We start from the raw sequence: 22,467 nt of genomic DNA, 5'->3' as shown, positions 1-22,467 counted from the left end.
CGATATGGCCGTGAAGGAGGATGGATTGCGTGCAGACGCCCGCGCCAACCGTGATCGCATACTCGAGGTGGCACGTGAGGCGCTGACCGCCGATCCCGAAACGCCGCTCAGCGCTATCGGCAAGGCGGCCGGCGTTGGGCAAGGCACACTCTATCGCCACTTCCCGACGCGGGAAGCTCTGGCGCTGGCCATGTATCGCAAGGAGATCAGCGCCGTTGTGGCGCTCGCGTCCACATTGTTGGAAGCGCATCCGCCGCTTGAGGCGTTTCGCTTATGGTGTGCCCAGTTGGCGGATTCCAGTGCGATGAAGCGCGGCGTGGCGAGACTTCTGCAGGGAGCCACGTCCGAGGATGACAAGCGCGAGACCTATCAGCAGATGGTGTCGGCGGTGCGGTCGCTCCTCACTGCATGTGAGGGCGTGGGCGCGATTGATCGCGGTGCCAATGCCGACGATGTTTTGATGCTTCTCGGCGTACTTTGGCAGCTTCCTTCCCATCCCGGGAGGGATGCTCAGTCGACGAGGATAATTGCGCTCATCTTGAGGGGGTTGGGCGCCAAAGACTAGCTATGGCCGTGCGGCTCATTGCCATCAAAGCGAGAGGGAATGCGAGATCGCGCGCGAGGCTACCTCTCAGTCGTTTTCGACATGAATTGGCTGCCGGCCGATGCGACGGCGGACTTGTCGAAGAGTGGCCATGAGGGAGATCACAGGAACGTCGCGCTCGGCTGTGCGTCTTGGACGAATCGGCGCCAGATTCTGAATTATCATCGTGCGCTGTCAGGCCGGGGACGTGCCGGTCAGGAGCTGTCGGACCTATGATGGCTGTGCGGCTGTGAAGATCGCCACTTACAACGTCAACGGCGTCAATGGCCGGCTGCCGGTGCTGCTCCGCTGGCTCGCGCTCGCCGAGCCCGACATCGTTTGCCTCCAGGAATTGAAGGCGCCGCAGGACAAATTTCCGGAAATCCCGATCCGCGACGCCGGTTATGAGGCGGTCTGGCACGGCCAGACCCGCTGGAATGGCGTCGCGATCCTGAGCCGGGTCGGATCGATCCACGAAACCCGGCGCGGGCTTCCCGGTGATCCCGCTGATGTGCAGAGCCGCTATATTGAGGCGGCGGTCAATGGTCTGCTCGTCGCCGGTCTTTATCTCCCAAACGGCAACCCGCGACCTGGACCCGCATTCGATTTCAAGCTGCGCTGGTTCGACCGGCTCCAGACGCATCTGTCGTCGCTGGTCGGGCTTGACGCGCCGGTGATCGTCGCAGGCGATTTCAATGTCATGCCGGCCGACATCGACGTCTATGCGCCCGAGCGCTGGCGCGACGACGCGCTGTTCGCCCCCGAAGTGAAAGCGGCGTATCAGCGGTTGCGCGATCAAGGCTGGACCGATGCGGTCCGTCATCTCCACCCGAACGAGACGATCTACACCTTCTGGAAATATTGGCGCGGCGCGTTCGAGCGCAACGCGGGCCTCAGGATCGATCACTTCCTGCTCAACGCTCCGGCCGCCGCGCGGCTGCGAGCGGCCAAGGTCGATATCCGGCCGCGCCGCTGGGAAAAGACCAGCGATCACGCACCGGTTTGGATCGAGCTTGAGGAACGTTAAAGTGCGGCGTGGCCGCAAAACCGCGGCTCCGAGGGCGATCTGATTGCCAAGTCGCTATCCGCGCCAGGCGCGCATCGCCCGGTCATAGGCTGATTGCGCCTTGTCGACCTCACGCTTCAGTTTCGCTTGCTCCGCATTCTGCTGCTGCTCGAGTTTCCTCCGTTCGCGGTCGAGATCGGCCTGCCGCTGACCGAGCGCGGTACGCTCCATCTTGTGCCGCGCTGCGGCCTCTTCCAGCGCCTGCTCGGCTGCGCGCAACGGCGCTGCGTCGGGTTTGGGCTTGGGTGGTTTTTTCGGTTTCGTTGGTTTTTGGGTTTTGGCCGGTCGCGGTTTCGCAGTTCTCCGCAGCGCCGGTTCGGCCGCTTCCTGCTGCCGTCGTTTCGCCGCCGACGGTGGGTTTTTCGGCAAGGCGGCTATCTGCTCGCTGATGCTGCCGCGCGAGCGTCGGATGACGGTGCCGGGATTTTCAAGCGGCTCGCGCATGAGATCGGGATCGGTGACGCGCTCGGCGACCCCGCGCGCGAACAGATCCGCATCGCTCCCCCATGCCTCCAGCGCCGCCTTCTGGCTGGGCGCCGCGACATAGGCGTCATGGAAGCCGGTCGGCGTTCGGAACACCTTGAGATTCTGCTTGCGCGGCATCGCTTGGGGAACCTCGATCAGACCGGAATAGTAAAAATCCCGATCCGGCGCTGAAGTTTCCCAGGCGCTCGCCTCCGCATCGGAGCGGCTGAAGCGGGTCAATGCGCGGACGCGACCCGCCGGGACAGTTGTGGGTTGGAATCACGGCTTCCGGGAATTCGCGCTCTTGGCTATCGACTGCAACCATTGACTTAACATGGATAACTGAAACATCCAATAAAACACGGGGATAGGCCGGAACTGCGGCCAGTCGCGCGCGCTTGGGGAGAACGATCCACGGGAGCGCACGATGAGCGAACATTTGACCGACAGCGCGCCGCCGGCGGCGTCGAAGGACCGATCCGCAAACCAATATGCCGGGGAAGGTCTCGGGCACGTCGCCGGCGAAACGGTGGTCGGACAGGCTGTGACGATTAACCGGTCGGCGACCGAATTGTTCTCCTTCTTCCGCGACTTTGCCAATCTTCCGGCGTTCATGGAGAATGTCGCGCGGGTCGAGGTGCTCGACGACGAACGCTCGCGCTGGGCGGTGAAGGCGCCTGGCGGGAACATTGTCGAATGGACCTCGAGCATTACCGATCTGGTGCCGGGCACGCTGATCGCCTGGGCATCGGAAAAGGGGGCCGATGTTCCCAACCGCGGGCGGATCGATTTCCGGCCTGCCGGCGCGCGTGGCACCGTGGTGACCGCGACGATCGTCTACGATCCCCCGGCGGGCGCGATCGGCCGGCTGGTGGCGAAGCTGTTCCAGCGCGAGCCCGCGATCCAGGCGCGCCGCGATCTGCGCCGGTTCAAGCAATTGATGGAAACCGGCGAGGTCGCCACCGCGGCGCGCACGCGGCGCGCGCATGACGAGGAGAAAGGCTGATGCGCGCGCTCACCTGGCACGGCAAGCACGATGTTCGCGTCGAAACGGTCGAAGACCCGGAAATCGTCAATCCCCGCGACGCGATCATCCGGGTGACCGCCACCGCGATCTGCGGCTCGGACCTGCATCTCTACGATGGTTTCATCCCGACGATGCGGAAGGGAGATATCCTTGGTCACGAGTTCATGGGCGAGGTGGTCGATACCGGGCCGCGCTCGACGCTGCGCAAGGGCCAGCGGGTGGTGGTGCCGTTCACGATCGCGTGCGGCAATTGCTACCATTGCGGCAAGCATCAATATGCGGCGTGCGACAACGGGCTGCCGGCCGACAATCAGGATATCGCGCAAACGCTCTACGGCCAGCCGATGAGCGGTCTTTTCGGCTACAGTCACATGACCGGCGGCTACGCTGGCGGTCAGGCAGAATATGTCCGCGTGCCGTTCAGCGATGTCGGACCGATCGCCGTGCCTGATGGCATCGACGACGAGAAGGTGCTGTTCCTGTCCGACATCCTGCCGACCGGCTGGATGGCGGCCGAAAATGCCGAGATCGAGCCGGGCGATACCGTCGCAGTCTGGGGTTGCGGGCCGGTCGGGCTGTTCGCGGTGCAATCCGCCTTTCTCATGGGGGCGGAGCGGGTGATCGCGATCGATCATTTCCCGCACCGGCTCGAACTCGCGCAGAAGTTCGGGGCCGAGACGATCAATTTCGAGAAGACCCAAACCTATGATGCGTTGATGGAAATGACCGGCGGGATCGGGCCGGACGCGTGCATCGACGCCGTCGGGCTGGAGGCGCACGGTTTCTTCGTCGACAATGTGTGGGATCAGATCAAGGCGTCGACCTTCCTGGGCACCGACCGCGCGCATTCGATCCGCCAGGCGATCATCGCCTGCCGCAAGGGTGGGCGCGTGTCGATGCCGGGGGTCTATGGCGGCTTCATCGACAAATTCCCGCTCGGCGCCTTCATGGAGAAGGGGCTGACGCTCAAGACCGGGCAGACCCATGTCCAGCATTATATGCCGGGGCTGCTCCAGGCGGTCCTCGAGGGGAAGATCGACACCACCTTCCTGATCTCGCACCGGCTGCCGCTCGAACAGGCCCCGCAGGGCTATAAGATGTTCCACGACCGGCAGAACGAGGTCACTAAGGTAGTGCTGAAGCCCGGCCTCGCAGCGGCCTGAGGAGAGCAAGCATGGCGAAATTCGCGATCGTTACCGGGGCCTCGACTGGGATCGGGCGCGAGTTGGCGAAGCTCGCCGCGACCGACGGTTACGACCTTCTGCTTGCCGCCGATACGCCGTTCCACGACCCGCCAGCCGGCGCGCGCGACAATGTCGAGACGCTCGAGGTCGACCTTTCGACCGTCGAGGGCGTCGATCGGCTGCTCGACGCGGCACGCGGGCGGGAGATCGATCTCCTCTGCGCCAACGCCGGGCATGGGCTGGGCCATGCCTTTCTCGATCAGGAGGTCGCGCAATGGCGGCATGTGATCGACACCAATATCGTCGGCACGCTCTACCTGCTGCAGCGAGTGTTGCGGCAGATGGCGGCGCGGAACGAAGGGAAGGTGCTCGTCACCGGTTCGATCGCCGGATTCATGCCCGGCAGCTTCCAGGCGGTCTATAATGGTACCAAGGCCTTCATCGACAGTTTCGTCGATGCCGTTCGCAACGAGATGAAGGAAAAGCAAGGCGTCACCATCACCACGCTGATGCCGGGCGCGACCGACACCGAATTCTTCCGGCGCGCCGGGATGGAGGACACGAGAGTCGGTCAGCAGCGCAAGGACGACCCCGGCGAAGTCGCGAGGACCGGGTGGGATGCGGTCATGTCGGGCAAGGCGGATGTCGTCCACGGCTTCAAGAACAAGCTGCAGGCGGCTGCCAGCCATGTCCTGCCCGAAAGTGTCACCGCCGAAATGCACCGCAACATGGCTGAGCCCGGCTCGGCGAAAGATGGCTAGGGAGGAAGCGTCGATGGACGACAAGGCGATCAAGCCCACGCGCGAGACGCGGCGACCGAATCTCTCCACCGAGCATCAGCAGGAGGGCGATGCGCGGCGTCCCTCGGATCAGCTCAACAAAAACCAGCCGCCACCGCGCCCTGACGGCAGGAAAAAGAGTTCGCTGACAAAAAACGGCTGATCCCGAAGCACCGCCCGAAGGTGTCCAAGGCCGTCCCCTCGCGGCCGCAGGCGACCGGGCAAGCGTTGCTGGCGGATTTGGATAAATACCGGCGGGAGGCGCGGACGATGCAGACCAGACAAAAGCCAAACGAAAGGCGCCTCCGAGACAGGCGCCGCATTATTCGGCGGAACAGGTTCGTGGCGCGGAGATCATCATGCGCTTGCCCGGGCGGCCCCTGTTTCTATTGTGGGAACCTTTGCTGGCAGGCCGCTGGACATCATGGCGCGCGGGGGTCTTAACAGATCCGTACCGTTGAATCGACCGGTGTGTCTCCACCTTCAGATCATCCAGCTCATGTGATGCCGAGCCTCTTCAAACCGTCGATAATCGATTGGACGGTATAGGGCCGTACAAGGCGAACGACGGCCTGCGCGGATTCGGCCGACGGGGAAGCGGCCCCCGTGATCAGCACGGGGAGATCGGCCCATTGGCCGCGAATTTCCTTCAAAAGCGCGTCACTGTCCTTTTCGCTTGGGCCGGTCGCGATGACCACGGCGTCATATCCGCCCTGCGCGGCGCGCAACCGGCCCAGGCCTTCGGCGGCATTGGCTGCGGGCTCCGACAGATATCCGGCTGAACGAAGCGCTTCGATCGCGAGCGTGCGGACGGCCGGGTCGTCCTCGATGAGCAGCAGCCGTTTACCCGTTCGCGCGTCGAGGAGGTCGCGCACCCGCAACATCAGGCTCCGCGACGTAAATGGCTTGGGCAGAAGCTCGACGCCCGGGTCGAGGCGTCCCCCGTGAACGATCGCGTTGCGGGTATAGCCGCTGGTGTAGAGCACCTTGAGATTGGGGCGAAGCTGGCGAGCCCGATCGCTGAGTTCGCGGCCCGACAGGCCGGGCATCACGACGTCGGTAAAGAGCAGATCCACGCGTTGATTGCGGCGTTCGAGGATGCGCAGCGCCGCTGCACCGTCGCCCGCTTCAAGCACCTGGTAACCCGCGTCACGCAGCACGTCGGCGGAAAAGGCGCGGACTTCGGCATCGTCTTCGACGACCAATACGGCCTCGCCCCGTGCGCTGCGCGGCTCGTATGCGGTTTCCACCGGGGCATCCTCGATCGAGGCGCCGGTGAATCGTGGAAGATAGATTTTGACCGTGGTGCCGCATCCTTCCTCGGAATAGACGTTGACGTGTCCACCGGACTGTTTGACGAACCCGTAAACCTGGCTCAGTCCGAGTCCGGTACCATGGCCGACTTCCTTGGTGGTGAAGAAGGGCTCGAAAACGCGCGCCAACACGTCGCGAGGCATGCCGACGCCAGTATCGCTGACCGCGATGACGACATAATTGCCCGGCGGCACCTCGGCGTGCGCCGCCGCATAATCGGCATCGAGATAGGCATTGGCGGTCTCGATCGTCAGCGTCCCGCTATCGACGATCGCGTCGCGCGCGTTGACCGCGAGATTGACGAGTGCGCTTTCGAGCTGGTTGGGATCCGCCTCGACTGGCCAGAGGCCTGGACTGCTCACGACCTCGAGATGAATCAGCTCGCCAAGCGAGCGCTTGAGCAGGTCGGAGAGGCCGGCGACGACCTTGTCGAGATCGAGCGGTTTGGGTGCGAGCGGCTGACGGCGCGAGAAGGCAAGCAGGCGCTGGGTAAGCGCACTTGCCCGCTCGGCGCCCTTCATCGCGTTGCCGATCGCGCGCCGGACGCGCCCGCCGTCGGCAGGGTTTTCGAGCATTCGTAAGGCGATGTCGATATTGCCGGTGATGATGGTGAGAAGATTGTTGAAATCATGCGCGATGCCGCCGGTGAGCTGACCCACGGCCTCCATTTTCTGCGACTGGCGGAGCTGCTCCTCTATCTCGCGTTTCTCGGTCAGGTCGCGGGTGATCTTGGCGAAGCCGACGAGCTGACCGTCCTTGTCGCGGATGGCGTCGATGACCGCGCTCACCCAGAGCTGCGACCCGTCCTTGCGGATGCGCCACCCTTCGCTCTCATAGCGGCCGGTGCGGGTTGCGATCTCCAGCGCGCGAGCAGGGATGCCGGCCTCGCGATCCTCCTCGGTATAGAAGGTCGAGAAATTGCGTCCAAGGATCTCATCGGCGTTATAGCCCTTGATCCGCTCGGCGCCGGGATTCCAGTTGGTGATATTGCCCTGCGGATCGAGCAGGTAGATCGCATAGTCCGATACACCCTCGACCAGCATGCGGAAGTGCCGTTCACTCTCCGCCAGCCGGTCGGCCTGCGCCTGGATTTCCGCGGTGCGCTCCGCGATACGGTGTTCGAGCGATGCATTGAGATAGCGCAGCTCAGCTTCGGCGGCGCGGCGGGCGCGGATCTCGGCCTCGGTCGCCTGGTTGAGCCGGGCATTGTCGATCGCGATCGCGGCATGCCCGGCGATCCCGAGCAGGGCAGTTTCATGGTCGGCGGTGAACCGCGCCTCTTGATGATGACCGAAGAACAGCCCACCGTGCACCTCGCCGCTGCGAGATTTGACCGGCACCGCAAGATAGCTCGTCACCGGCAGATGGCCTTCGGGCATGCCGTGATAGGGCGCGCTCTTGCCGTAACGTGGATCGAGCCGGATATTGTCCGAGCGCACCACCCCGGTCCCTGTAAAGGTCGGCGCGAATACCTCGGTGTTGCGCGGCATAGGGAAGCGGGCGAACGCTTCGCGCGGCGCGCCAGACAGGCTGTACAGCGTGTAGCGCTCTCCCTTTTCGTCGACCTCGTTGTAGAAGAATGCACCGAACTCGGCGCCGGTGAGCTCGACCCCGGCGTCGGTGACCATCTGGACGATCGTATCGAGATCCCGCTCGACCGCGACCGCCGCGGCCGTCCGGTTGAGCAGCTCGAAGCTGTCCTGCAGCGCCACATTGGCGATCGCCGCGCCGACATAGCGTGCGAGCATGCCGATCAGCTCGACGGTCGTGTCGTCTGGCGCGCCCGGCTCGGACCAATAGGCGCCGATCGCGGCCTCGTCGGCGCCGGCGCGGACCGGCATCATCACCACGCTTTCGACAAACGTTCCGCGGTAGAAATCCTTGGGGACGCGCGGATCGGCGCGGACATCGGGAATGATCGCCGGTTCGCCATGCAGCATGACCCAGCCCGGAACGCATTCAGAAAGGCTGAAGCTGCGCCCGGCCCAGAGCGGCGCGATGGCGTCCTCGGCGATATAATGGCAATGATCGCCCTCGCGGACGACGAAGGTTACGCCCTGAGCGTCGATGACATTCCTCGCCGTCTTGCGCACCACATCGACCACCTCGTCGAGCGCTCGGGCGCGGGCGAGTTGTTCGGCGGCGTCGAATAACGCGTTCCACCTTTCAGACAATCTTGCCTGTCCTGTTGTCATGGACTGAAGCGCCCCGGATCAAAGGATTTTTCTTTGGGTGGAAACTTCCGACGGGGAAGAAGGCTCCCGTTGCGGGATCGATATCAGTCTTACGGGCCGCGGCGCCAATCGCTGGGTCATAAGACTGATGCGGGCGTCACCTTGGATGCTAACGTCGCTGTTCACTGCCGACGCCGCGCCGGCAAAGCCCGGCCGCCCCAAGAAGACGCCCGCCGAAGCCTGACCGTCACGGTTATCCGGTAAAACGCCTCCGCGCGGCGCGTGGAGGCATTTTTCATGCGCACGGCCGGTGGAGTCCCTGCAATGCGGCGCCCACTTCAGCCATGCGATTGGCGGCTGCAGGTCTGAGGATCGAGCGCGGCCGCGCGAAATAATCACGCGGCGACATCCCCATGAAATACCGAAACTCGCGATTGAAATGCGACTGGTCGTAATAGGCTTGATCGACGATCCGTCCGATCGGCTGGCCGTCGGGGTGCAGCAATTGCGCGAGCGTGCGCAGGAAGCGCTGGCGCCGCAGCAGCGTCTTGGTGGGAAAGCCGAACCAGCGTTGCGATGCCCGCGCGAGCTGCGTCATGGTCAGGCCGAGCCGATGCGCCAGTTCCTCGACATGGACATCTTCGGCTTCGTTGACCGCGGTGGCGATCACACCGATCCGGGGATCGCAGGCCGGCCGCGCGGCCGATCGCGCCGCAAAATAACGCTCGAGCAGATCGACACGGGCTTCGTCACTGGTTGCGCCGGCGAGCGCGATGTCGAGCGATCCGATCCCCGGCAGGATCGGTCCCGCGGCGGCGAACTTGTCGGCCAATGTCGCCGCATTGATCCCGATCAGATGCGCCCAGCCTTGCGGGGTAAAGCCGACCCCGGTCACGATACCGGGCCGGCCGCGGATCGGCCGCGCGCATGAGGTCGGCCCGAACAATGTCGCCGATTGCGGCGTCGCGAACTGGCCGTCGCCGGTCGCGACATCCCAGTCCTCGCCGCTATGGAAGCGCAAATTGCCCCATTCGGGATGGAGCAGATCCTCGATTTCGCTTCCCGCCGGGCCGCTGATCTCGACGAAATAATAGGCGGTGATGAAGTCGCTCAGCATGCCCGTGGGACGCCGAAACCGTACGTCCGCGACAGGTTCGATCTTGCCGGCTTCAGCCGCGTCAGTCTCCCTCACCCCATGCGCCCGCCACCCTGTTATCGCCAACCCGTTGGCGTCCTGCTTACGCTAATTCGCGTGGAAACCCATAGGTTCCGTGACGGAATCTGAGACGGCGTCGATCCTGGCAATGCCGGACTGATCGGCGCGATGAGCTTCGGCGGGACGAGGATCGACAGGTCCATCGATACCCGGCTGGCGTTCTCCCTCCTTGCGGTCGCTGCGTTCGCAACCGGCCGAGCGCGTCCAGCACCACACAGGCCGTCCACCTCCTGATGCGCGCGGGCGAACTGGAAGGACGAGTGGGTCCAGCATTTTTTCGCGGATCGCAGGCCTGTCCATTGCAGGCGCGATCTATATGGTGGGTGAGCGGGCAAGCGATGTCATCATCGCCGCTCTTGTCCAGAAAAGGATGGTCGAGGATGCGTGACGGGATCGACCCCAGCGTTCCGCCGAGCGGGACCGGATGCAAGGAATGCCTCGAAACCGGAGGCTGGTGGGTCCACCTCCGCCGCTGCGCGCAATGTGGCCACATCGGGTGTTGCGACACATCGCCTTCTCAGCACGCGACACATCATTTTCACGACACCGGCCATCCCGTCGTGCGCAGTTTCGAACCGGGAGAGGATTGGTTCTACGATTATCGCAGCGAGGCGGCATTTCCGGGACCTTCGCTTGCCGCCCCCCTGGCGCATCCGGTGGATCAGCCGATACCGGGTCCAGAAGGGGCCGTGCCCGAGGACTGGATGGAGCGGATTCATCGATGACAGATGAGCGGATCGGATCCTTCTACGAGAGCCGGGCAACCGTATCGCCTCGCTGTCGCCTGCTCTCCCGTAAGACGGCGAGAGCATGGGCGTGCACGGTCAATGCGGTTTGCGGAAGCGGAACATGAAGCGATCCGTCTTGCCGCGAATGGCAGGGTCGAACACCAGTTTCGCATGATCGTCCGCCGGATTGGCAAGCAACGGGCTCTCCGCTTCGAGCACGAAACCGGCGCTCGTGAAGTCGGTCTTCACGGTCGCAGGGTCGATGCGATGCAATTTCTCGACCACCGCGCGCGTGTCGCCGGCGGGGCCGACATGATCGATGATCCCGACGATGCCGCCGGGTTTGGTCGCGGCATAGAGCGCCTTCACGAACGCCGCCGGGTCGCTGCGAGGGATGCGATATTTGGCCGATTCCCAATAGAGGTCGTGGTAGCTGAGGTTGATGATCGTGAAATCGAACTGGTTCGGCGCGGCGCTGAACGCCTCGAACGGGTAGCGCACGAAACGAATGTCGGGTCGGCGCGCGACCAGCGCCGCCCATTTCTTTTGCTCCTCCGGCGTCGAATAGAATTGGCTCGGCTCGAACGCCGTCACCTTGCCTTTGGGGCCGACCGCATTGCCCATGATCTCCGCCCAATAGCCCGAGCCGGTCATGATATCGGCCGCCTTCATGCCCTTCTTCAGGCCGAGAAACGCCAGCACCTCGGCCGGTTTGCGGCTTTCATCGAGCGCGATTTCCTCCGCTGGCCGGCCCGGTTTGGCGACCGCGGCGGCAAAATCGGGCGTCGGCTCGCTGCGCGCCAGTGCCATCGATCCGCCCTGACACATGACCGCGAGCGCCGCGACCCAGACGATCTTCCGCATCCTCCATCCCCTTTGCGAAGTGTATCGAGCAGATAATACGTTGCGGCGCGGCGATGAAAAGCGGCATTGGGCGTTGGCGGCTCGTTACCGCTGGCGCAAAGGGGGTGCGTTTCGATCTGAAGGTTCTGAAAACCGCGTTTCATGACGCTTATGTGTAAAAGCGCCCGTCCTCTCGGCTAAGCAGCGCGCGCGCCGAGCATCGAAGATCGTCCGATTAGCACGGCGCATCCCATTGCCGATGCTATTGGGAGGGTATGAAGATGGTGGGGAAGAAAGACCGGCGGCTATTTTGCGCCACGTCGCTGGCCGCGCTGCTCGCGCCGGGGATCGCGGCCGCGCAGGATGCGGGAGACCTCGCCCACCCGAGCGACGTCGTCGTCACCGCGCAGCGCCGCGAGCAAAGCGTGGTGGATGTGCCGCTGACCGTCAACGTGCTGTCCGGCGCGGACCTGACGAAGCGCAGCGCAAGCTCGCTTCAGGATATCGCGGACAATGTGCCGGGTCTCGACGTTTTCTCGCAAGGCGGCGGGAAACAGCTGATCCAGATTCGCGGCATCAACAGCCTCAGGGGCACGTCGTCGCTGGTCGGGATCTATCTCGACGAGACGCCGCTCACCGGTTCGCAGGACGGCTTCTATCCGGTCTACGCCGATGCGGGAACGCTCGATCTCGCGCGGGTCGAGGTGCTCAAGGGGCCGCAGGGCACGCTGTTCGGCGAAGGCGCGATGAGCGGCGTGATCCGCTACGTCACCAACGATCCGACGCTCGATCGGATCGGCGGCACCGTCGACTATTCGATCTTCGCCACCGATGGCGGTAGCGCCTCCGCGCAGGTGAAGGCGGCGCTCAACCTGCCTTTGTCGGATACGCTTGCGGTGCGCTTCGCCGGCGAATATCAGGACAATGGCGGCTGGTTGAAGAACGTCGGCACCGGCGCGAAGAACGTCAATTCCAACCGGATCTACGACGGCCGCGTCAAGCTGTTGTGGCAGCCGGATTCGCGGCTGCGTGTCGTCGGCATGATCGATATCCGGCATAATAATGAGGATTCCCCGTCCTACGCCAATATCCTGCCTTATGAAGACGGGCTTTACCGCCACGCGATCGACCCATATGGGCGGACGAGCGGCGTGTCCGAACTCGATCTTTACAGTTTGAGGATCGAATACGACTTGGGATTCGCCGAGCTGATTAGCAATACTGCGCACAGCCGGCGCTACAGCAACAGCAATCTCGATCAAATCTATTACGCCACCGACGATCCGGCCGCGCCGATCACCCTGGAGATCGCCAATATGCGCTATCTCAACAAACAGTCGATCACCAGTCAGGAACTGCGGCTGACCTCCAAGGGCGACAGCCCGCTCAAATGGGTAGTCGGCGGCATCTACAAGGATGATGATCTGCTGCGTCATTTCCTCGACGGCGCGGAATTGCTCTATCCGCCGTCCACCACCGTGACGATCCTCGAGGAACCGATCAGGACGACATCGCAATCCTGGGCGATCTACGGCGACGCTTCATACACCCTGTTCCGCCGGCTCGAGCTGGGCGGGGGCGTGCGTTATTCGCATGACAGTCGTAGCTTCACCGACGGCGATCTGCCGACGCTGTCGGGGACTTTCGCGCGTGTCACCTATCGCGCATTCGTGAAATACGACATCGCGCGCGACGCGAACCTCTACTTCAACGTCGGCAACGGTTTCCGCAGCGGCGGGTTCAACGCGGTGGTCAATCCCGCCTTTCCGCCACCGCTGACCTATGCCCCCGAACGCTCGATGGCCTATGAGGCGGGGTTCAAGGCGACGCTGCTCGACGGGAAGCTCGGGGTGAACCTTGCTGCTTTCCAGCAATATTATCGCGGGCAGGTCTATGATCGTGTCGTGCTGACGCCGGTGTTTCTGCAATATACCGCCAATGGCGGCAACACGCGGATCAGAGGTGTTGAATGGCAATTGACTGCGAATCCGGTGCGGGCGCTGAAGCTGTCGGCGAGTGGCACCGTGATGGGATCGGTGTTCATCGCCTCCAGTCCCGAAGCGGAGGTGGATTTCCCGCCGGGCACCAGCCCGCTCGCGCTGCCCAAATATTCGATCCAGCTTGCGGCGAGCTATGCGTTCAATTGGTCGGCCGCCATCCCCGGTTTCATCGATCTGGATTTCAATCACAAAGACAAATTGGTCGGCGGGCAGGGCATAACGCGGATCGTTACCGGGCCGCAATCCTTCCTGGGGGCGAGCCTGGGTGCGACGATCGAAGGGTTCGAACTGGCGATTTTCGCGCGCAATCTGCTCAACGAGCACTCGCCTTATTATCCGACGCTCGGCGGGATCGGCGGGGTGCCGCGGCCGCGGCAGATTGGCTTCAGGATCGGGAAAGCGTTCTGAAACACGTCGCGTTGCGTGGCCCAGGGCTGGCCAGGTCGCGGTCGAACCCGTGAAAAGGGGTAGCCGATGTATCCGATCGACGTCGCTGCCTTTGCGCTGTTGACCGCGGCGGGCGTGCTGGCCGCGACGGGGCAGAGACGGCCGGCGGTGCTCGCCGCGCTGCTCGCGCTGGCCATCGCGCTGGTGGCGCTGGCCACGCTTCATTGGCAGGCGGCCCCGGCGGCAACGATCGCCGCGATCGCCGCGATCTTCATGCGCCGCCGCCGTGCCGCGCGGCGCGCGACGCGGATCGCGGCGCTGACGATATTCGTAATCGGGATTCTCGCGGCGGCGATCCCTTATTATCTGTTCCCGCTCTTTTCGCTTCCCGAGCCGGACGGCCGTTACCCGATCGGCGCGACGCGGATCGAGCTGGTCGATACCGCACGGCGCGGGGTGTTGGAGGATGGGCCGGGCGAGCCTCGCCGCATGATCGTGCAGCTTTGGTATCCCGCCTCGTCCAGCGGCGAGCCGATCGCGCGCTATCTGCCGCGCGCGACCATCGTGGCGGACGCCGGGTCGATCGCGCGCAACGCGTTCCATCATCCGTTCGAACTGCTCCATCTCGCCGCCGTCCCCACCCATGCGCGGCGCGATGCGGAACCGGCGGGGGGCAGCCATCCGTTGTTCGTCTTCAACCACGGCTATACGATGTACCCGGCGCAGAACACGCCGCTGTTCGAGCGGTTGGCGAGCCACGGATATGTCGTGGCGAGCATCAGCCACCCCTATGATTCCGCCCGGCAGCAATTCGCCGACGGGTGGAGCCGCGAAACCACGCCGTTGGTGGTGACCCCGGCAATGGCCGAAGCCTTGGGGGCGCTGGTCAAGGATCAAAGCGTCGCGGCCTGGCGTCGGCATTTTCCCGCTTATGCCGCGGCGGCGAAGGAGGACCGGCTGATGCGCAGCACCGCGGCGTGGCTTTCCGATACCCGCTTTGCGCTCGCCGCGCTCGAACGCGCCCGGCCGTCGACACTCGCGGGCAGGGTGGCGCGCTCGGTGGATTTCTCGCGGCTCGCGTTCGGCGGCATGTCGTTCGGCGGCGGGATCGCGGCGGAAGCCTGTGTCGAGGAGCCGCGATGCCGCGCCGCGATCAGCCTCGACGGCGTGACCTATGACCCGGCGATGTTCGATCGTGCGGCCGGCCGGCCGATGTTGTGGCTCCAGTCGGATTGGCCGCGTTATCCGCTCTACCCGAACCAGCCGCGCGATCCTCGCACGCATCCGATGGACTTTGCGTTCCGGCAATGGGCGGCGGTCGCGCCGGCGGACGATTTCCGCTTTCGGGTGGAGGGCGCGGGGCATCTCGCCTTCACCGATCTGATCCGCATGTTCCGCGTGCGCACCCCGCCCGCGGTCTACGGCACGATCCCCGTTGCCGAGATCGACGGGTTGATCGGCGATTTCGCGCTCGATTTCCTCGATCGGTTCGTCAGCGGGCAGGATAATGGGTTCCCGCATATGCAGCAGCGGCGGCATCCAGCGGCGATCCGGCACGTTCCCGCGCGCTGATCGTGCTCCCGCGCGGGCGGGAGCACGAGCCGGAAGGGTCAGTTCAGCAGCACATCGAGAATACGGTCGACGCCATGCCGGATCGGGTCGCAGCACGGCAGACCGGTCTGCGTCTCGATATCGCGGATGGCGGCGTCGATCGCCGTCGGCTCCATGCGCGACGTATTGACGCTGATCCCCACCACGCGCGCCTCCGGATTGGTGAGTTGGGCGGCGGCGACATTCATGTCGATGCAACGGCGCAGATCCGGCACCTTATAGTCGAAGCCGAGCAGATGCGTGCGCACCGGCTCATGGCAGACGACCAGCGCATCGGGTTGACTGCCGTGGATCAGCCCCAGGGTGACGCCGGCATAAGCCGGGTGGAACAGCGAGCCCTGCCCCTCGATCACGTCCCAATGATCGGGCGCCGCGTCGGGTGACAGCCATTCGGCTGCGCCGGAGATGAAGTCCGCGACCACCGAATCGATTGCGACGCCGCGGCCGGAGATCATGATGCCGGTCTGGCCGGTGGCGCGGAAATCGGCGGGGATGTTGCGCGCGCGCAACCCCGCCTCAAGCGCCAGCGCGGTATATTTCTTGCCGACCGAACAATCGGTGCCGACGGTCAGCAGGCGCTTGCCAATCCGCTTGCGCCCGGAACCTGGGGTGAAGGCGCGATCGGGCTGGCGCAGATCGAGCACCGCGCGCCCGGTGCGGTCTCGCGCCTCGGCGATCGCTGGGATGTCGTTCAGCCGCTGGTGCATCCCTGCGGCGAGGTCCAGTCCCTGTTCCAGCGCCTCGACCATCGTCGCGACCCAATGTTCGGGGATGAACCCGCCGACATTCACCACCCCGACGATCATCGTCCGCGCGCCGGCGCGGGCGGCCTCGGCCGGCGTCATCTCGGCAATGCCGAGATCGACCGCGCAACCGGGTAATCGATGCTGCGCCGCGACCAGCTCGCCGCGCCATTGGTTGACCCCGGCAGCGGTCTTGGCCGCGCTGAATTCGCCCACGTCACCCAGGAAAAGCAGATATGGTGCCTGCATCGTTACCCTCGTCTCGTCGCCATGTCGGCGATGACGGATGGCGCAGCGCGCGGCGTATCGCTTTGCCATTCCGGGCCAGCCGTTAGCCGTCACGGTGTCGGCCGAAAAATCGCGAACTGGCGGACCCCGATGGCTAAACCATCCCACGCGGAATGAGTGAAATCCTTGTCGACCAATCATTGCGGGACGGGCGACGGAACCGATGCAGCAGAGGCAAGCGAAATCAGGATCGACGATGGCCTGGGAGATCGGCCGGCTCGATGCGCACGATCAGGCCGCGCTCGTCCGTCGCGGCGAGGTGTCGGCGCGCGAATTGTGCGAATGGGCGATCGAGCGGATCGAGGCGCTGGACGGCGCGCTGAACGTCATCACCTATCGCGACTATGACGCCGCGCTCGACCGTGCGGGGCGAGCGGCCGGGCCGATGGCGGGCGTGCCTTGGCTGCTCAAGGACGGCCTCGATTATCGCGGCATGCCCAACCGCAGCGCGAGCCGGTTGCACCGCGACGCCCCGCCGGGCGCGGTCGATTTCCCGTTCACCCGGGCGTTCGACGATCGCGGACTGATCGCGCTGGGCAAGACCAACGCGCCCGAATTCGGGCTGCTGCCCACTACCGAGCCGTTGCTCTACGGCCCGGCGCGGAACCCGTGGGCGCGCGATCGTTCGCCCGGGGGATCGAGCGGCGGCGCGGCGGTGGCGGTGGCGACGGGAATGGTGCCGCTGGCACATGCGGCGGATGGCGGCGGATCGATCCGCATCCCGGCGTCATGCTGCGGGCTCGTCGGGTTGAAGCCAGGGCGCGGCGCGACGCTGCGCGCCCGCGCGCCGCATCTTATGGAGGATCTGCTCGCCTGCGACATGCTGCTGGGACGCAGCGTGCGGGACGTGGAATGGGCGATGGCCACGGTCGCCGCGACCCCGCCCGGCGCCACGGCGCCGCGCGACAAGCGGCTACGGATCGCGGTGATCACGACCAACCTGAACGTCGATCAGCCGCATCCCGAGGTGCTCGCCAGTACGATGCGTAGCGCGCGGCTATGCGAAGAACTCGGCCATCACGTGTTCGAAGCGCCGCTGCCCTATGACGGGCCGGCGGTGATGGCGGCGTTCAAGGCGATCTGGGCCTATCTCGCGCGTGACGTGCTGCAAGCCGCGCGCGCACGGTTCGGCGCGGCGGCCGATGCCGGCGTCGAGCCTTGGACGCTGGGGCTGGGCGAATGGGCGGCCGGCGCCGCGATCGACGATGTCGACCATCTGTTCCGCGCGATCGAGGATGCGCGCCGCGCGCTCGACACCGCGTTCGGCGATGCCGATGTGATCCTGTCGCCGGTGCTCGGCCTTCCCGCGCTGCGCATCGGGGAACTGGCCCCCGACGTGGATTTCGACCAGATCATGAAATTGATGTTCGATTATGTCTCCTATACCCCGCTGCACAATCTGACCGGTCACCCGGCGATATCGCTGCCGGTCCAGCCCGGATCGGACGGCGTGCCGATCGGCACGATGTTCGCGGCGCGGCGCGGGGGCGAACCGTTGCTGATCGACCTCGCCTATCAGCTCGAACGCGCGGTGCCGTGGAAAGATCGCTGGCCTGATTGCGTTCCCGGCGTCAGCATCGGCTGATCCGATGACCGATCCGCACCCGCCCGAGATACTTTCCCGCAGCCTGCATGACATGCTGATGCAGCTGCGCGATCCGGCGTCGGCGGACGGGCTCTCGACGCGCAAGGCGGACGGATGGAGCCACCCGACGCCTGGCGGGCTTGGCTTTCGCCACGAATATGACAGCAATGTCGCCAAGGGCGGGTGGGAGTTCTACGAGCTTCACAACGGCATCTGTGTCGCGCTGGTGAACATGGTCGCGCGGCGACAGATCGCGCGCAACCACCGTTGCGACGATTACCTCGCGCTGTCGGCGGTGCTCAACGGCAATGTCCGGCTGGCCGATCCGGCCGGCACCGATGGCGAACTCGCCGACGGTTATTGCACGATTTATGGCACCGGCGGCGAGCGCAGCTTCGATACGCTGTACGAGGCGGGCGATCATCTGCGCTGGGTGACGCTTTATTTCGAGCGGCGGCGCTTCTTCGCGCTGACCGGGCTCGCCGAGAGCGATATCCCCGCGGATCTTGCGCATTATATCCGCGAGGGCGGCGATTATCCGATCCGCAACGTACCGTTGTCGGAACTGGCCTCGCTGACCGCGCATCAGCTGATCTCGCCGCCGTTCGCGCGTGCCTTCCGCGGCTCGTTTATGTCGGCCAAGGCGCTCGAGCTGGCCTGCCACATCCTGTTTGGGCTGTCCCAGCCCGACAGCGAGCAGTTCGGCGGTCGTTTCGAGGCGGAAGACCACCGACGGTTGAAGCGCGCGATGCAGATGATCCGCGGCAACATCGATCAGCAGATCAGCGTCCATGAAATCGCCGAGGCGGTCGGCATGACGCGCCATCGCCTGCAGATCGGCTTTCGCATGATCTACGGCGAGACGGTGGGGCGCATCCGCGACAAGCTGCGCATGGAACTCGCGCTCGATCTCATCCGCGATTCCAAGATGTCGATGATGGAGATCGCACTGGAGACGGGATACGAGCATGCCGCGAGCTTCACCCGCGCGTTCAAGGCGGCATTCGGCGTTTCGCCGATCCAGATGCGCAAGGTAGCGAACGACGAATTGCGCGTCCGCCATCTCGCCTCCAGCCTCAAGCGCGGGAGCAAAGTGGCGGCCGACGACGATGCGTGAGACGCGCGGTGCGAGGATCCCGCGCGGTGCGATCGTGTTGCTGCTCAGCGCGATCTATGCGGTCAATTACATCGACCGGCAGATCCTTGCGATCATCCTCGAACATATCAAACACGAGTTCGGCGTTTCCGATACATTGCTGGGGTTGCTGGTCGGGCCCGCGTTCGCCTTGTTCTACGCGACGCTGGGGATGCCGATCGCGCTCGCCGCCGATCGGATGAGCCGATCGCGCATCATCGCCGCCTCGCTCGCCTGTTTCAGCGTGATGACGCTGGCATGCGGGCTGGCCGCGCGCTTCTGGCAACTCGTCGTCGCGCGGATGCTGACGGGGGTGGGCGAGGCGGGAACCGGCCCGGCGTCGCAATCGATCATCTCCGATCTCTACCCGCCGGCGGAACGGGCGACGGCGCAGGCGATCTACGCCACGGGGGTCAACGTCGGGCTGATGATCGCCTTTTTTGCGGGGGGCTGGATCGCCGACAATTACGGCTGGCGCGCCGCCTTCATCGCGGCGGGCGTGCCCGGCCTCGTGCTCACGCTGCTGGTGGTCCTGATCCTGCGTGATCCGCCGCGCGCTGTTGTCGCACGGACCGGCGCGGAGGCTCGGCTCGGCTTTCTGTGGCGACAGCGATCCTATCGTTACATCGTGCTCGGCACCGCGATGAGCGCCTTTTCCGGCTACGGCATCACCGCTTTCGTCCCCGCCTTCCTGATCCGTTCGCATGGCATGGGATCGACCGAGGTGGGGCTGATCTTCGCGCTGATCGTCGGTCTGGGAGGAGGGCTGGGCACCTATGCCACTGGCCGTATCGCCGATCTCGCCGCGCGGCGCGGCGGGATCCAGCGCAACCTGCTGGTGCCCGCGGTTGCGGCGATCATTGCCACGCCGTTCTGGGTGCCTTTCTTCCTTTCCGGCAAGGTCGCGGTCGCGATCGCGGCGGCGGTGATCCCGGTCTCGCTCAGCGCCTCGTTCATTGGGCCATGCGTCGCGACGATCCAGACGATTACCCCGCCCGCGATGCGCGCGCGGGCGGCGGCGATCCAATTGTTTGTCGGCAATCTGATCGGTCTCGGCCTTGGGCCTTTGGTGATCGGCGTGCTGAGCGACCTGCTGAGGCCGCTGCTGGGCGCGGATTCGCTACGTTATGCGATGTTCGCCGGCGTGGCAGCGGCCTTTGCCTCGATCCCCTTCTACCTCATCGCCGCGCGGCATGTTCCCGAGGATCTGGCGCGGCTCGACGCTTAACCGCCGCGCCTGAGCAATCGCCCGGCGCATGTGCCGGTTACGCCCTTCGCTTCGCGATAGGCGAGGCGCCCGTTGACCCAGGTGGCGACGACCCCGATCGACAGTCGCGTCGGCGCGGTGAAATTGGCCCGATCGATGACCCGCGCCGCATCGAACAAGGTGAGATCGGCATAGCGGCCCACCGCCAGCGTACCGCGATCCTTCATCCCGAAGGTGCGGGCGGTGAGCCCCGTCATCTTGTGGATGGCGGTCTCGATCGGAAACAGCCCGAGATCCCGGGCATAGTGGCCGAGCACGCGGGGAAAGGTTCCCCACAACCGAGGGTGCGGCCGCTCGTCGTGCGGCAGCCCGTCGCTGCCGATCATCGTCAGCCGATGTGCCATGATGTGTTGCACCTCGCGCTCGTCCATCGAGAAATAAACCGCGCCCGCCGGCACCAGCCGCGTCGCCGCCGCTGCCAGCGATACCCCCCATTCGGTCGCAATATCGGCGAGTGATTGCCCGGCGCGATCGGGGTGCGGTACCGACCAGCTGATCACCGTCTCGATATCGGCGCGGACCCAATCGGGGCGCAGCACGGTGCTGGACGCCGAATAGGGATAGACATCCAGCCCGATCGGGTGCCGCGCGGCGCAGGCGTCGATCATCGCCAGCGTCGCGTGCGATCTGCCGAAATTCTCCGGCGCGGTACATTTATGATGGCTGATGACGATCGGCAGGCCGCCCGTGATGCCGATCTCGATCGCCTCCGCGACGGCGGCCTCCACCTGATCGCCCTCGTCACGTAAATGGGTGACGTAGAGACCGCCGCGCGTCGCCGCGCATCGCGCCAACGCGGTCAGCTCGTCCAAATCCGCGCCGCCGCCGGGGGCGTACCACAGGCCGGTCGACAACCCCGCACCGCCCTGATCGAGCGCCTCGGCGAGCCGCGACTCCATTCGGGCGATTTCGGCGGCGGTGGCGGCGCGCGCGGTGTCTCCGCCCATCGCCTCGATCCTGATCGGCATATGGCCGATGAGCGCGAGCGCATTCACCGCCGGCGGCGATTCCGCGAGCTGCGCGGCATAAATCGAGAAGCGCGGGAATCGCCACCAGCGCGCGTCGCCGAGCAGATCGAGCGGGGCGGGGGGGCGGCAATCGAACGCAACCGGCGAAAGGCTGATCCCGCAATTGCCGACCACCACCGTCGTCACGCCCTGCGACAGCTTGCACAGCATCGCGTCCGCGCCGCCGAGAATCAAACGATCGTCATGGGTATGGGCATCGATGAAACCGGGCGCGAGCGTCAGGCCGGCCGCGTCGATCTCCTCGCGCGCGCCGTCGATGCTGCCACCGATCGCGACGATCCGGTCGTCCTCGATCGCCACATCGGCGATGAAGCCGGGCGCGCCGGTTCCATCGATCACCGTGGCGTCGCGGATCGCGAGATCGATCACGAATCCTCTCCCAGCCGTTCGGCATTGGCCGTTTCGACCCAGCGGATCAGCCCCTCGTCCGCCAGATGCGCGATCGTCTCGCGCACGACCGCCGGCGGCTCGTCCTGTGCCAGCTTGAAGCGGGCATCGACCTTGGCGATCGTTGCAGTAAAACCGATCACGCGGTCGCGCAGCGCGGCATAGCGGTGCCCGATCTCGGCGACGCGCCAGCGGTCGGGCCGTCCCTCCTCCATGCGGTGGACCAGCAAGTTGACCGCGCGGTCGGTCAGATCGTCGCGGATCGTGATATCGGCGGTCAGCGTCGCGTTGACGTAAATCCAGGTCGGCGCGGAATCGCGATCGGCGTACCAGCTTGGCGAAACGTAGGCATTCGGCCCCTGGAACAGGATCGCGGCGCGCGGCTGATTGCGAAGGCGCGCCGCCAACGGGTTCGTGCGCGCCATATGACCGAGCAGCACCATCGCGCCATTTTCCGGCCGTAACGGAATGAGCGGCAATTGGCTGCTCAATATTTCGCCGCCCGGATCGATGCTTACCAGCCACGCAAGCGGACAGGCCGTGACCAGCGCGGCGATGTCGTCCGGAGAGGAGGATGCATAAGACGAATTCACTCGACGCTCCGGGCTCGCCGTCGATCAACAACTTCGGCGGCACGATCCCGGCACGCAGCCACAT

The 22,467-nt window shown here is 65.1% G+C and carries 19 protein-coding genes; 12 read left to right on the top strand and 7 right to left on the bottom strand.

Going from position 1 to position 22,467, the window contains the following annotated elements; translation table 11 throughout:
- Window positions 1–4 precede the first annotated feature (4 nt).
- Together NED98_RS08675 and xth are read left to right on the top strand one after the other, a co-directional pair.
- Window positions 5–565 carry a TetR/AcrR family transcriptional regulator gene (locus NED98_RS08675; protein ID WP_265312653.1) on the top strand — a complete coding sequence of 187 codons (561 nt, stop codon included), beginning with the start codon at window positions 5–7 and terminating at the stop codon, window positions 563–565.
- A gap of 268 nt (window positions 566–833) precedes the next feature.
- Window positions 834–1,610, top strand: a complete 777-nt coding sequence (xth, locus tag NED98_RS08670; protein WP_265312652.1) for an exodeoxyribonuclease III — start codon at window positions 834–836, stop codon at window positions 1,608–1,610.
- Window positions 1,611–1,664: 54 nt separating this feature from the next.
- Here xth and NED98_RS08665 read toward each other — a convergent pair whose 3' ends face one another.
- Complete coding sequence (locus NED98_RS08665; protein ID WP_265312651.1) at window positions 1,665–2,354, bottom strand: hypothetical protein; 690 nt, start codon at window positions 2,352–2,354, stop codon at window positions 1,665–1,667.
- 187 nt (window positions 2,355–2,541) lie between these two features.
- On the opposite strand from NED98_RS08665, the gene NED98_RS08660 reads away from it, so the two are divergent.
- From NED98_RS08660 to NED98_RS08645, 4 genes are read left to right on the top strand one after another with little or no spacing between them, the layout of a single operon-like run.
- A complete protein-coding gene (locus tag NED98_RS08660; protein WP_265312650.1) occupies window positions 2,542–3,120 on the top strand; it encodes an SRPBCC family protein in 579 nt (192 codons plus the stop codon).
- Entirely contained in the window at window positions 3,120–4,304 is a 1,185-nt protein-coding gene (locus NED98_RS08655; protein WP_265312649.1) for a zinc-dependent alcohol dehydrogenase, read from the top strand. Before NED98_RS08660 ends, NED98_RS08655 begins: the two co-directional genes overlap by 1 nt.
- A gap of 11 nt (window positions 4,305–4,315) precedes the next feature.
- The gene (locus NED98_RS08650; RefSeq protein ID WP_265312648.1) at window positions 4,316–5,086 is read left to right on the top strand and encodes an SDR family NAD(P)-dependent oxidoreductase; all 771 of its coding nucleotides are present in this window, start codon (window positions 4,316–4,318) and stop codon (window positions 5,084–5,086) included.
- A 13-nt stretch (window positions 5,087–5,099) separates the two neighbouring features.
- Entirely contained in the window at window positions 5,100–5,267 is a 168-nt protein-coding gene (locus NED98_RS08645; protein ID WP_265312647.1) for a hypothetical protein, read from the top strand.
- A gap of 334 nt (window positions 5,268–5,601) precedes the next feature.
- Here the strand turns inward: NED98_RS08645 and NED98_RS08640 are convergent, their stop codons facing one another.
- Window positions 5,602–8,592: a hybrid sensor histidine kinase/response regulator gene (locus NED98_RS08640; RefSeq protein WP_265312646.1), complete on the bottom strand. Its 2,991-nt coding sequence runs from the start codon at window positions 8,590–8,592 to the stop codon at window positions 5,602–5,604.
- Window positions 8,593–8,887: 295 nt separating this feature from the next.
- On the bottom strand, window positions 8,888–9,709 hold the full coding sequence (locus NED98_RS08635; protein ID WP_265312645.1) for an AraC family transcriptional regulator: 822 nt from the start codon (window positions 9,707–9,709) through the stop codon (window positions 8,888–8,890).
- Between the two features lie 479 nt (window positions 9,710–10,188).
- On the opposite strand from NED98_RS08635, the gene NED98_RS08630 reads away from it, so the two are divergent.
- Window positions 10,189–10,533 carry a UBP-type zinc finger domain-containing protein gene (locus NED98_RS08630; RefSeq protein WP_265312644.1) on the top strand — a complete coding sequence of 115 codons (345 nt, stop codon included), beginning with the start codon at window positions 10,189–10,191 and terminating at the stop codon, window positions 10,531–10,533.
- Between the two features lie 99 nt (window positions 10,534–10,632).
- Here NED98_RS08630 and NED98_RS08625 read toward each other — a convergent pair whose 3' ends face one another.
- Window positions 10,633–11,400 (bottom strand): class I SAM-dependent methyltransferase, encoded by a 768-nt coding sequence (locus NED98_RS08625; protein WP_265312643.1) that lies wholly within the window; start codon window positions 11,398–11,400, stop codon window positions 10,633–10,635.
- A 260-nt stretch (window positions 11,401–11,660) separates the two neighbouring features.
- Here NED98_RS08625 and NED98_RS08620 point away from each other — a divergent pair, with 260 nt between their 5' ends.
- On the top strand, window positions 11,661–13,787 hold the full coding sequence (locus tag NED98_RS08620; RefSeq protein ID WP_265312642.1) for a TonB-dependent receptor: 2,127 nt from the start codon (window positions 11,661–11,663) through the stop codon (window positions 13,785–13,787).
- A gap of 66 nt (window positions 13,788–13,853) precedes the next feature.
- On the top strand, window positions 13,854–15,338 hold the full coding sequence (locus tag NED98_RS08615) for an alpha/beta hydrolase (protein ID WP_265312641.1): 1,485 nt from the start codon (window positions 13,854–13,856) through the stop codon (window positions 15,336–15,338).
- 38 nt (window positions 15,339–15,376) lie between these two features.
- Here the strand turns inward: NED98_RS08615 and dgcN are convergent, their stop codons facing one another.
- Window positions 15,377–16,369, bottom strand: coding sequence for an N-acetyltransferase DgcN (dgcN, locus tag NED98_RS08610; RefSeq protein WP_265312640.1), 993 nt, complete (start codon window positions 16,367–16,369; stop codon window positions 15,377–15,379).
- A 235-nt stretch (window positions 16,370–16,604) separates the two neighbouring features.
- On the opposite strand from dgcN, the gene NED98_RS08605 reads away from it, so the two are divergent.
- From NED98_RS08605 to NED98_RS08595, 3 genes are read left to right on the top strand one after another with little or no spacing between them, the layout of a single operon-like run.
- The gene (locus NED98_RS08605; protein WP_265312639.1) at window positions 16,605–17,993 is read left to right on the top strand and encodes an amidase; all 1,389 of its coding nucleotides are present in this window, start codon (window positions 16,605–16,607) and stop codon (window positions 17,991–17,993) included.
- A 4-nt stretch (window positions 17,994–17,997) separates the two neighbouring features.
- Window positions 17,998–19,110 carry a helix-turn-helix domain-containing protein gene (locus NED98_RS08600; RefSeq protein ID WP_265312638.1) on the top strand — a complete coding sequence of 371 codons (1,113 nt, stop codon included), beginning with the start codon at window positions 17,998–18,000 and terminating at the stop codon, window positions 19,108–19,110.
- Window positions 19,103–20,356, top strand: coding sequence for a spinster family MFS transporter (locus NED98_RS08595; protein ID WP_265312637.1), 1,254 nt, complete (start codon window positions 19,103–19,105; stop codon window positions 20,354–20,356). Before NED98_RS08600 ends, NED98_RS08595 begins: the two co-directional genes overlap by 8 nt.
- Here NED98_RS08595 and NED98_RS08590 read toward each other — a convergent pair.
- Window positions 20,353–21,792 (bottom strand): N-acyl-D-amino-acid deacylase family protein, encoded by a 1,440-nt coding sequence (locus NED98_RS08590; RefSeq protein ID WP_265312636.1) that lies wholly within the window; start codon window positions 21,790–21,792, stop codon window positions 20,353–20,355. The two genes, NED98_RS08595 and NED98_RS08590, sit on opposite strands and share 4 nt — an antisense overlap.
- The gene (locus NED98_RS08585) at window positions 21,789–22,403 is read right to left on the bottom strand and encodes an FMN-binding negative transcriptional regulator (RefSeq protein ID WP_265312635.1); all 615 of its coding nucleotides are present in this window, start codon (window positions 22,401–22,403) and stop codon (window positions 21,789–21,791) included. The genes NED98_RS08590 and NED98_RS08585 overlap by 4 nt, the downstream gene beginning before the upstream one ends.
- Window positions 22,404–22,467 lie beyond the last annotated feature (64 nt).

The organism is Sphingomonas lycopersici (assembly GCF_026130605.1).
Classification (GTDB): domain Bacteria; phylum Pseudomonadota; class Alphaproteobacteria; order Sphingomonadales; family Sphingomonadaceae; genus Sphingomonas; species Sphingomonas lycopersici.
Note: the sequence above shows the minus strand (reverse complement) of the source record. Positions and strands in the feature narration are given on the sequence as shown.

What these genes read in the sequence shown, in the direction of transcription:
- NED98_RS08650 (WP_265312648.1), top strand. Translation starts at nt 4,316, where the DNA reads ATGGCGAAATTCGCGATCGTTACCGGGGCCTCGACTGGGATCGGGCGC.
- NED98_RS08620 (WP_265312642.1), top strand. Translation starts at nt 11,661, where the DNA reads ATGGTGGGGAAGAAAGACCGGCGGCTATTTTGCGCCACGTCGCTGGCC.
- NED98_RS08635 (WP_265312645.1), bottom strand. Translation starts at nt 9,709, where the DNA reads ATGCTGAGCGACTTCATCACCGCCTATTATTTCGTCGAGATCAGCGGC.
- NED98_RS08605 (WP_265312639.1), top strand. Translation starts at nt 16,605, where the DNA reads ATGGCCTGGGAGATCGGCCGGCTCGATGCGCACGATCAGGCCGCGCTC.
- dgcN (WP_265312640.1), bottom strand. Translation starts at nt 16,369, where the DNA reads ATGCAGGCACCATATCTGCTTTTCCTGGGTGACGTGGGCGAATTCAGC.
- NED98_RS08615 (WP_265312641.1), top strand. Translation starts at nt 13,854, where the DNA reads ATGTATCCGATCGACGTCGCTGCCTTTGCGCTGTTGACCGCGGCGGGC.
- NED98_RS08600 (WP_265312638.1), top strand. Translation starts at nt 17,998, where the DNA reads ATGACCGATCCGCACCCGCCCGAGATACTTTCCCGCAGCCTGCATGAC.
- NED98_RS08595 (WP_265312637.1), top strand. Translation starts at nt 19,103, where the DNA reads ATGCGTGAGACGCGCGGTGCGAGGATCCCGCGCGGTGCGATCGTGTTG.
- NED98_RS08645 (WP_265312647.1), top strand. Translation starts at nt 5,100, where the DNA reads ATGGACGACAAGGCGATCAAGCCCACGCGCGAGACGCGGCGACCGAAT.
- NED98_RS08660 (WP_265312650.1), top strand. Translation starts at nt 2,542, where the DNA reads ATGAGCGAACATTTGACCGACAGCGCGCCGCCGGCGGCGTCGAAGGAC.
- NED98_RS08655 (WP_265312649.1), top strand. Translation starts at nt 3,120, where the DNA reads ATGCGCGCGCTCACCTGGCACGGCAAGCACGATGTTCGCGTCGAAACG.
- NED98_RS08630 (WP_265312644.1), top strand. Translation starts at nt 10,189, where the DNA reads ATGCGTGACGGGATCGACCCCAGCGTTCCGCCGAGCGGGACCGGATGC.
- NED98_RS08675 (WP_265312653.1), top strand. Translation starts at nt 5, where the DNA reads ATGGCCGTGAAGGAGGATGGATTGCGTGCAGACGCCCGCGCCAACCGT.
- NED98_RS08625 (WP_265312643.1), bottom strand. Translation starts at nt 11,400, where the DNA reads ATGCGGAAGATCGTCTGGGTCGCGGCGCTCGCGGTCATGTGTCAGGGC.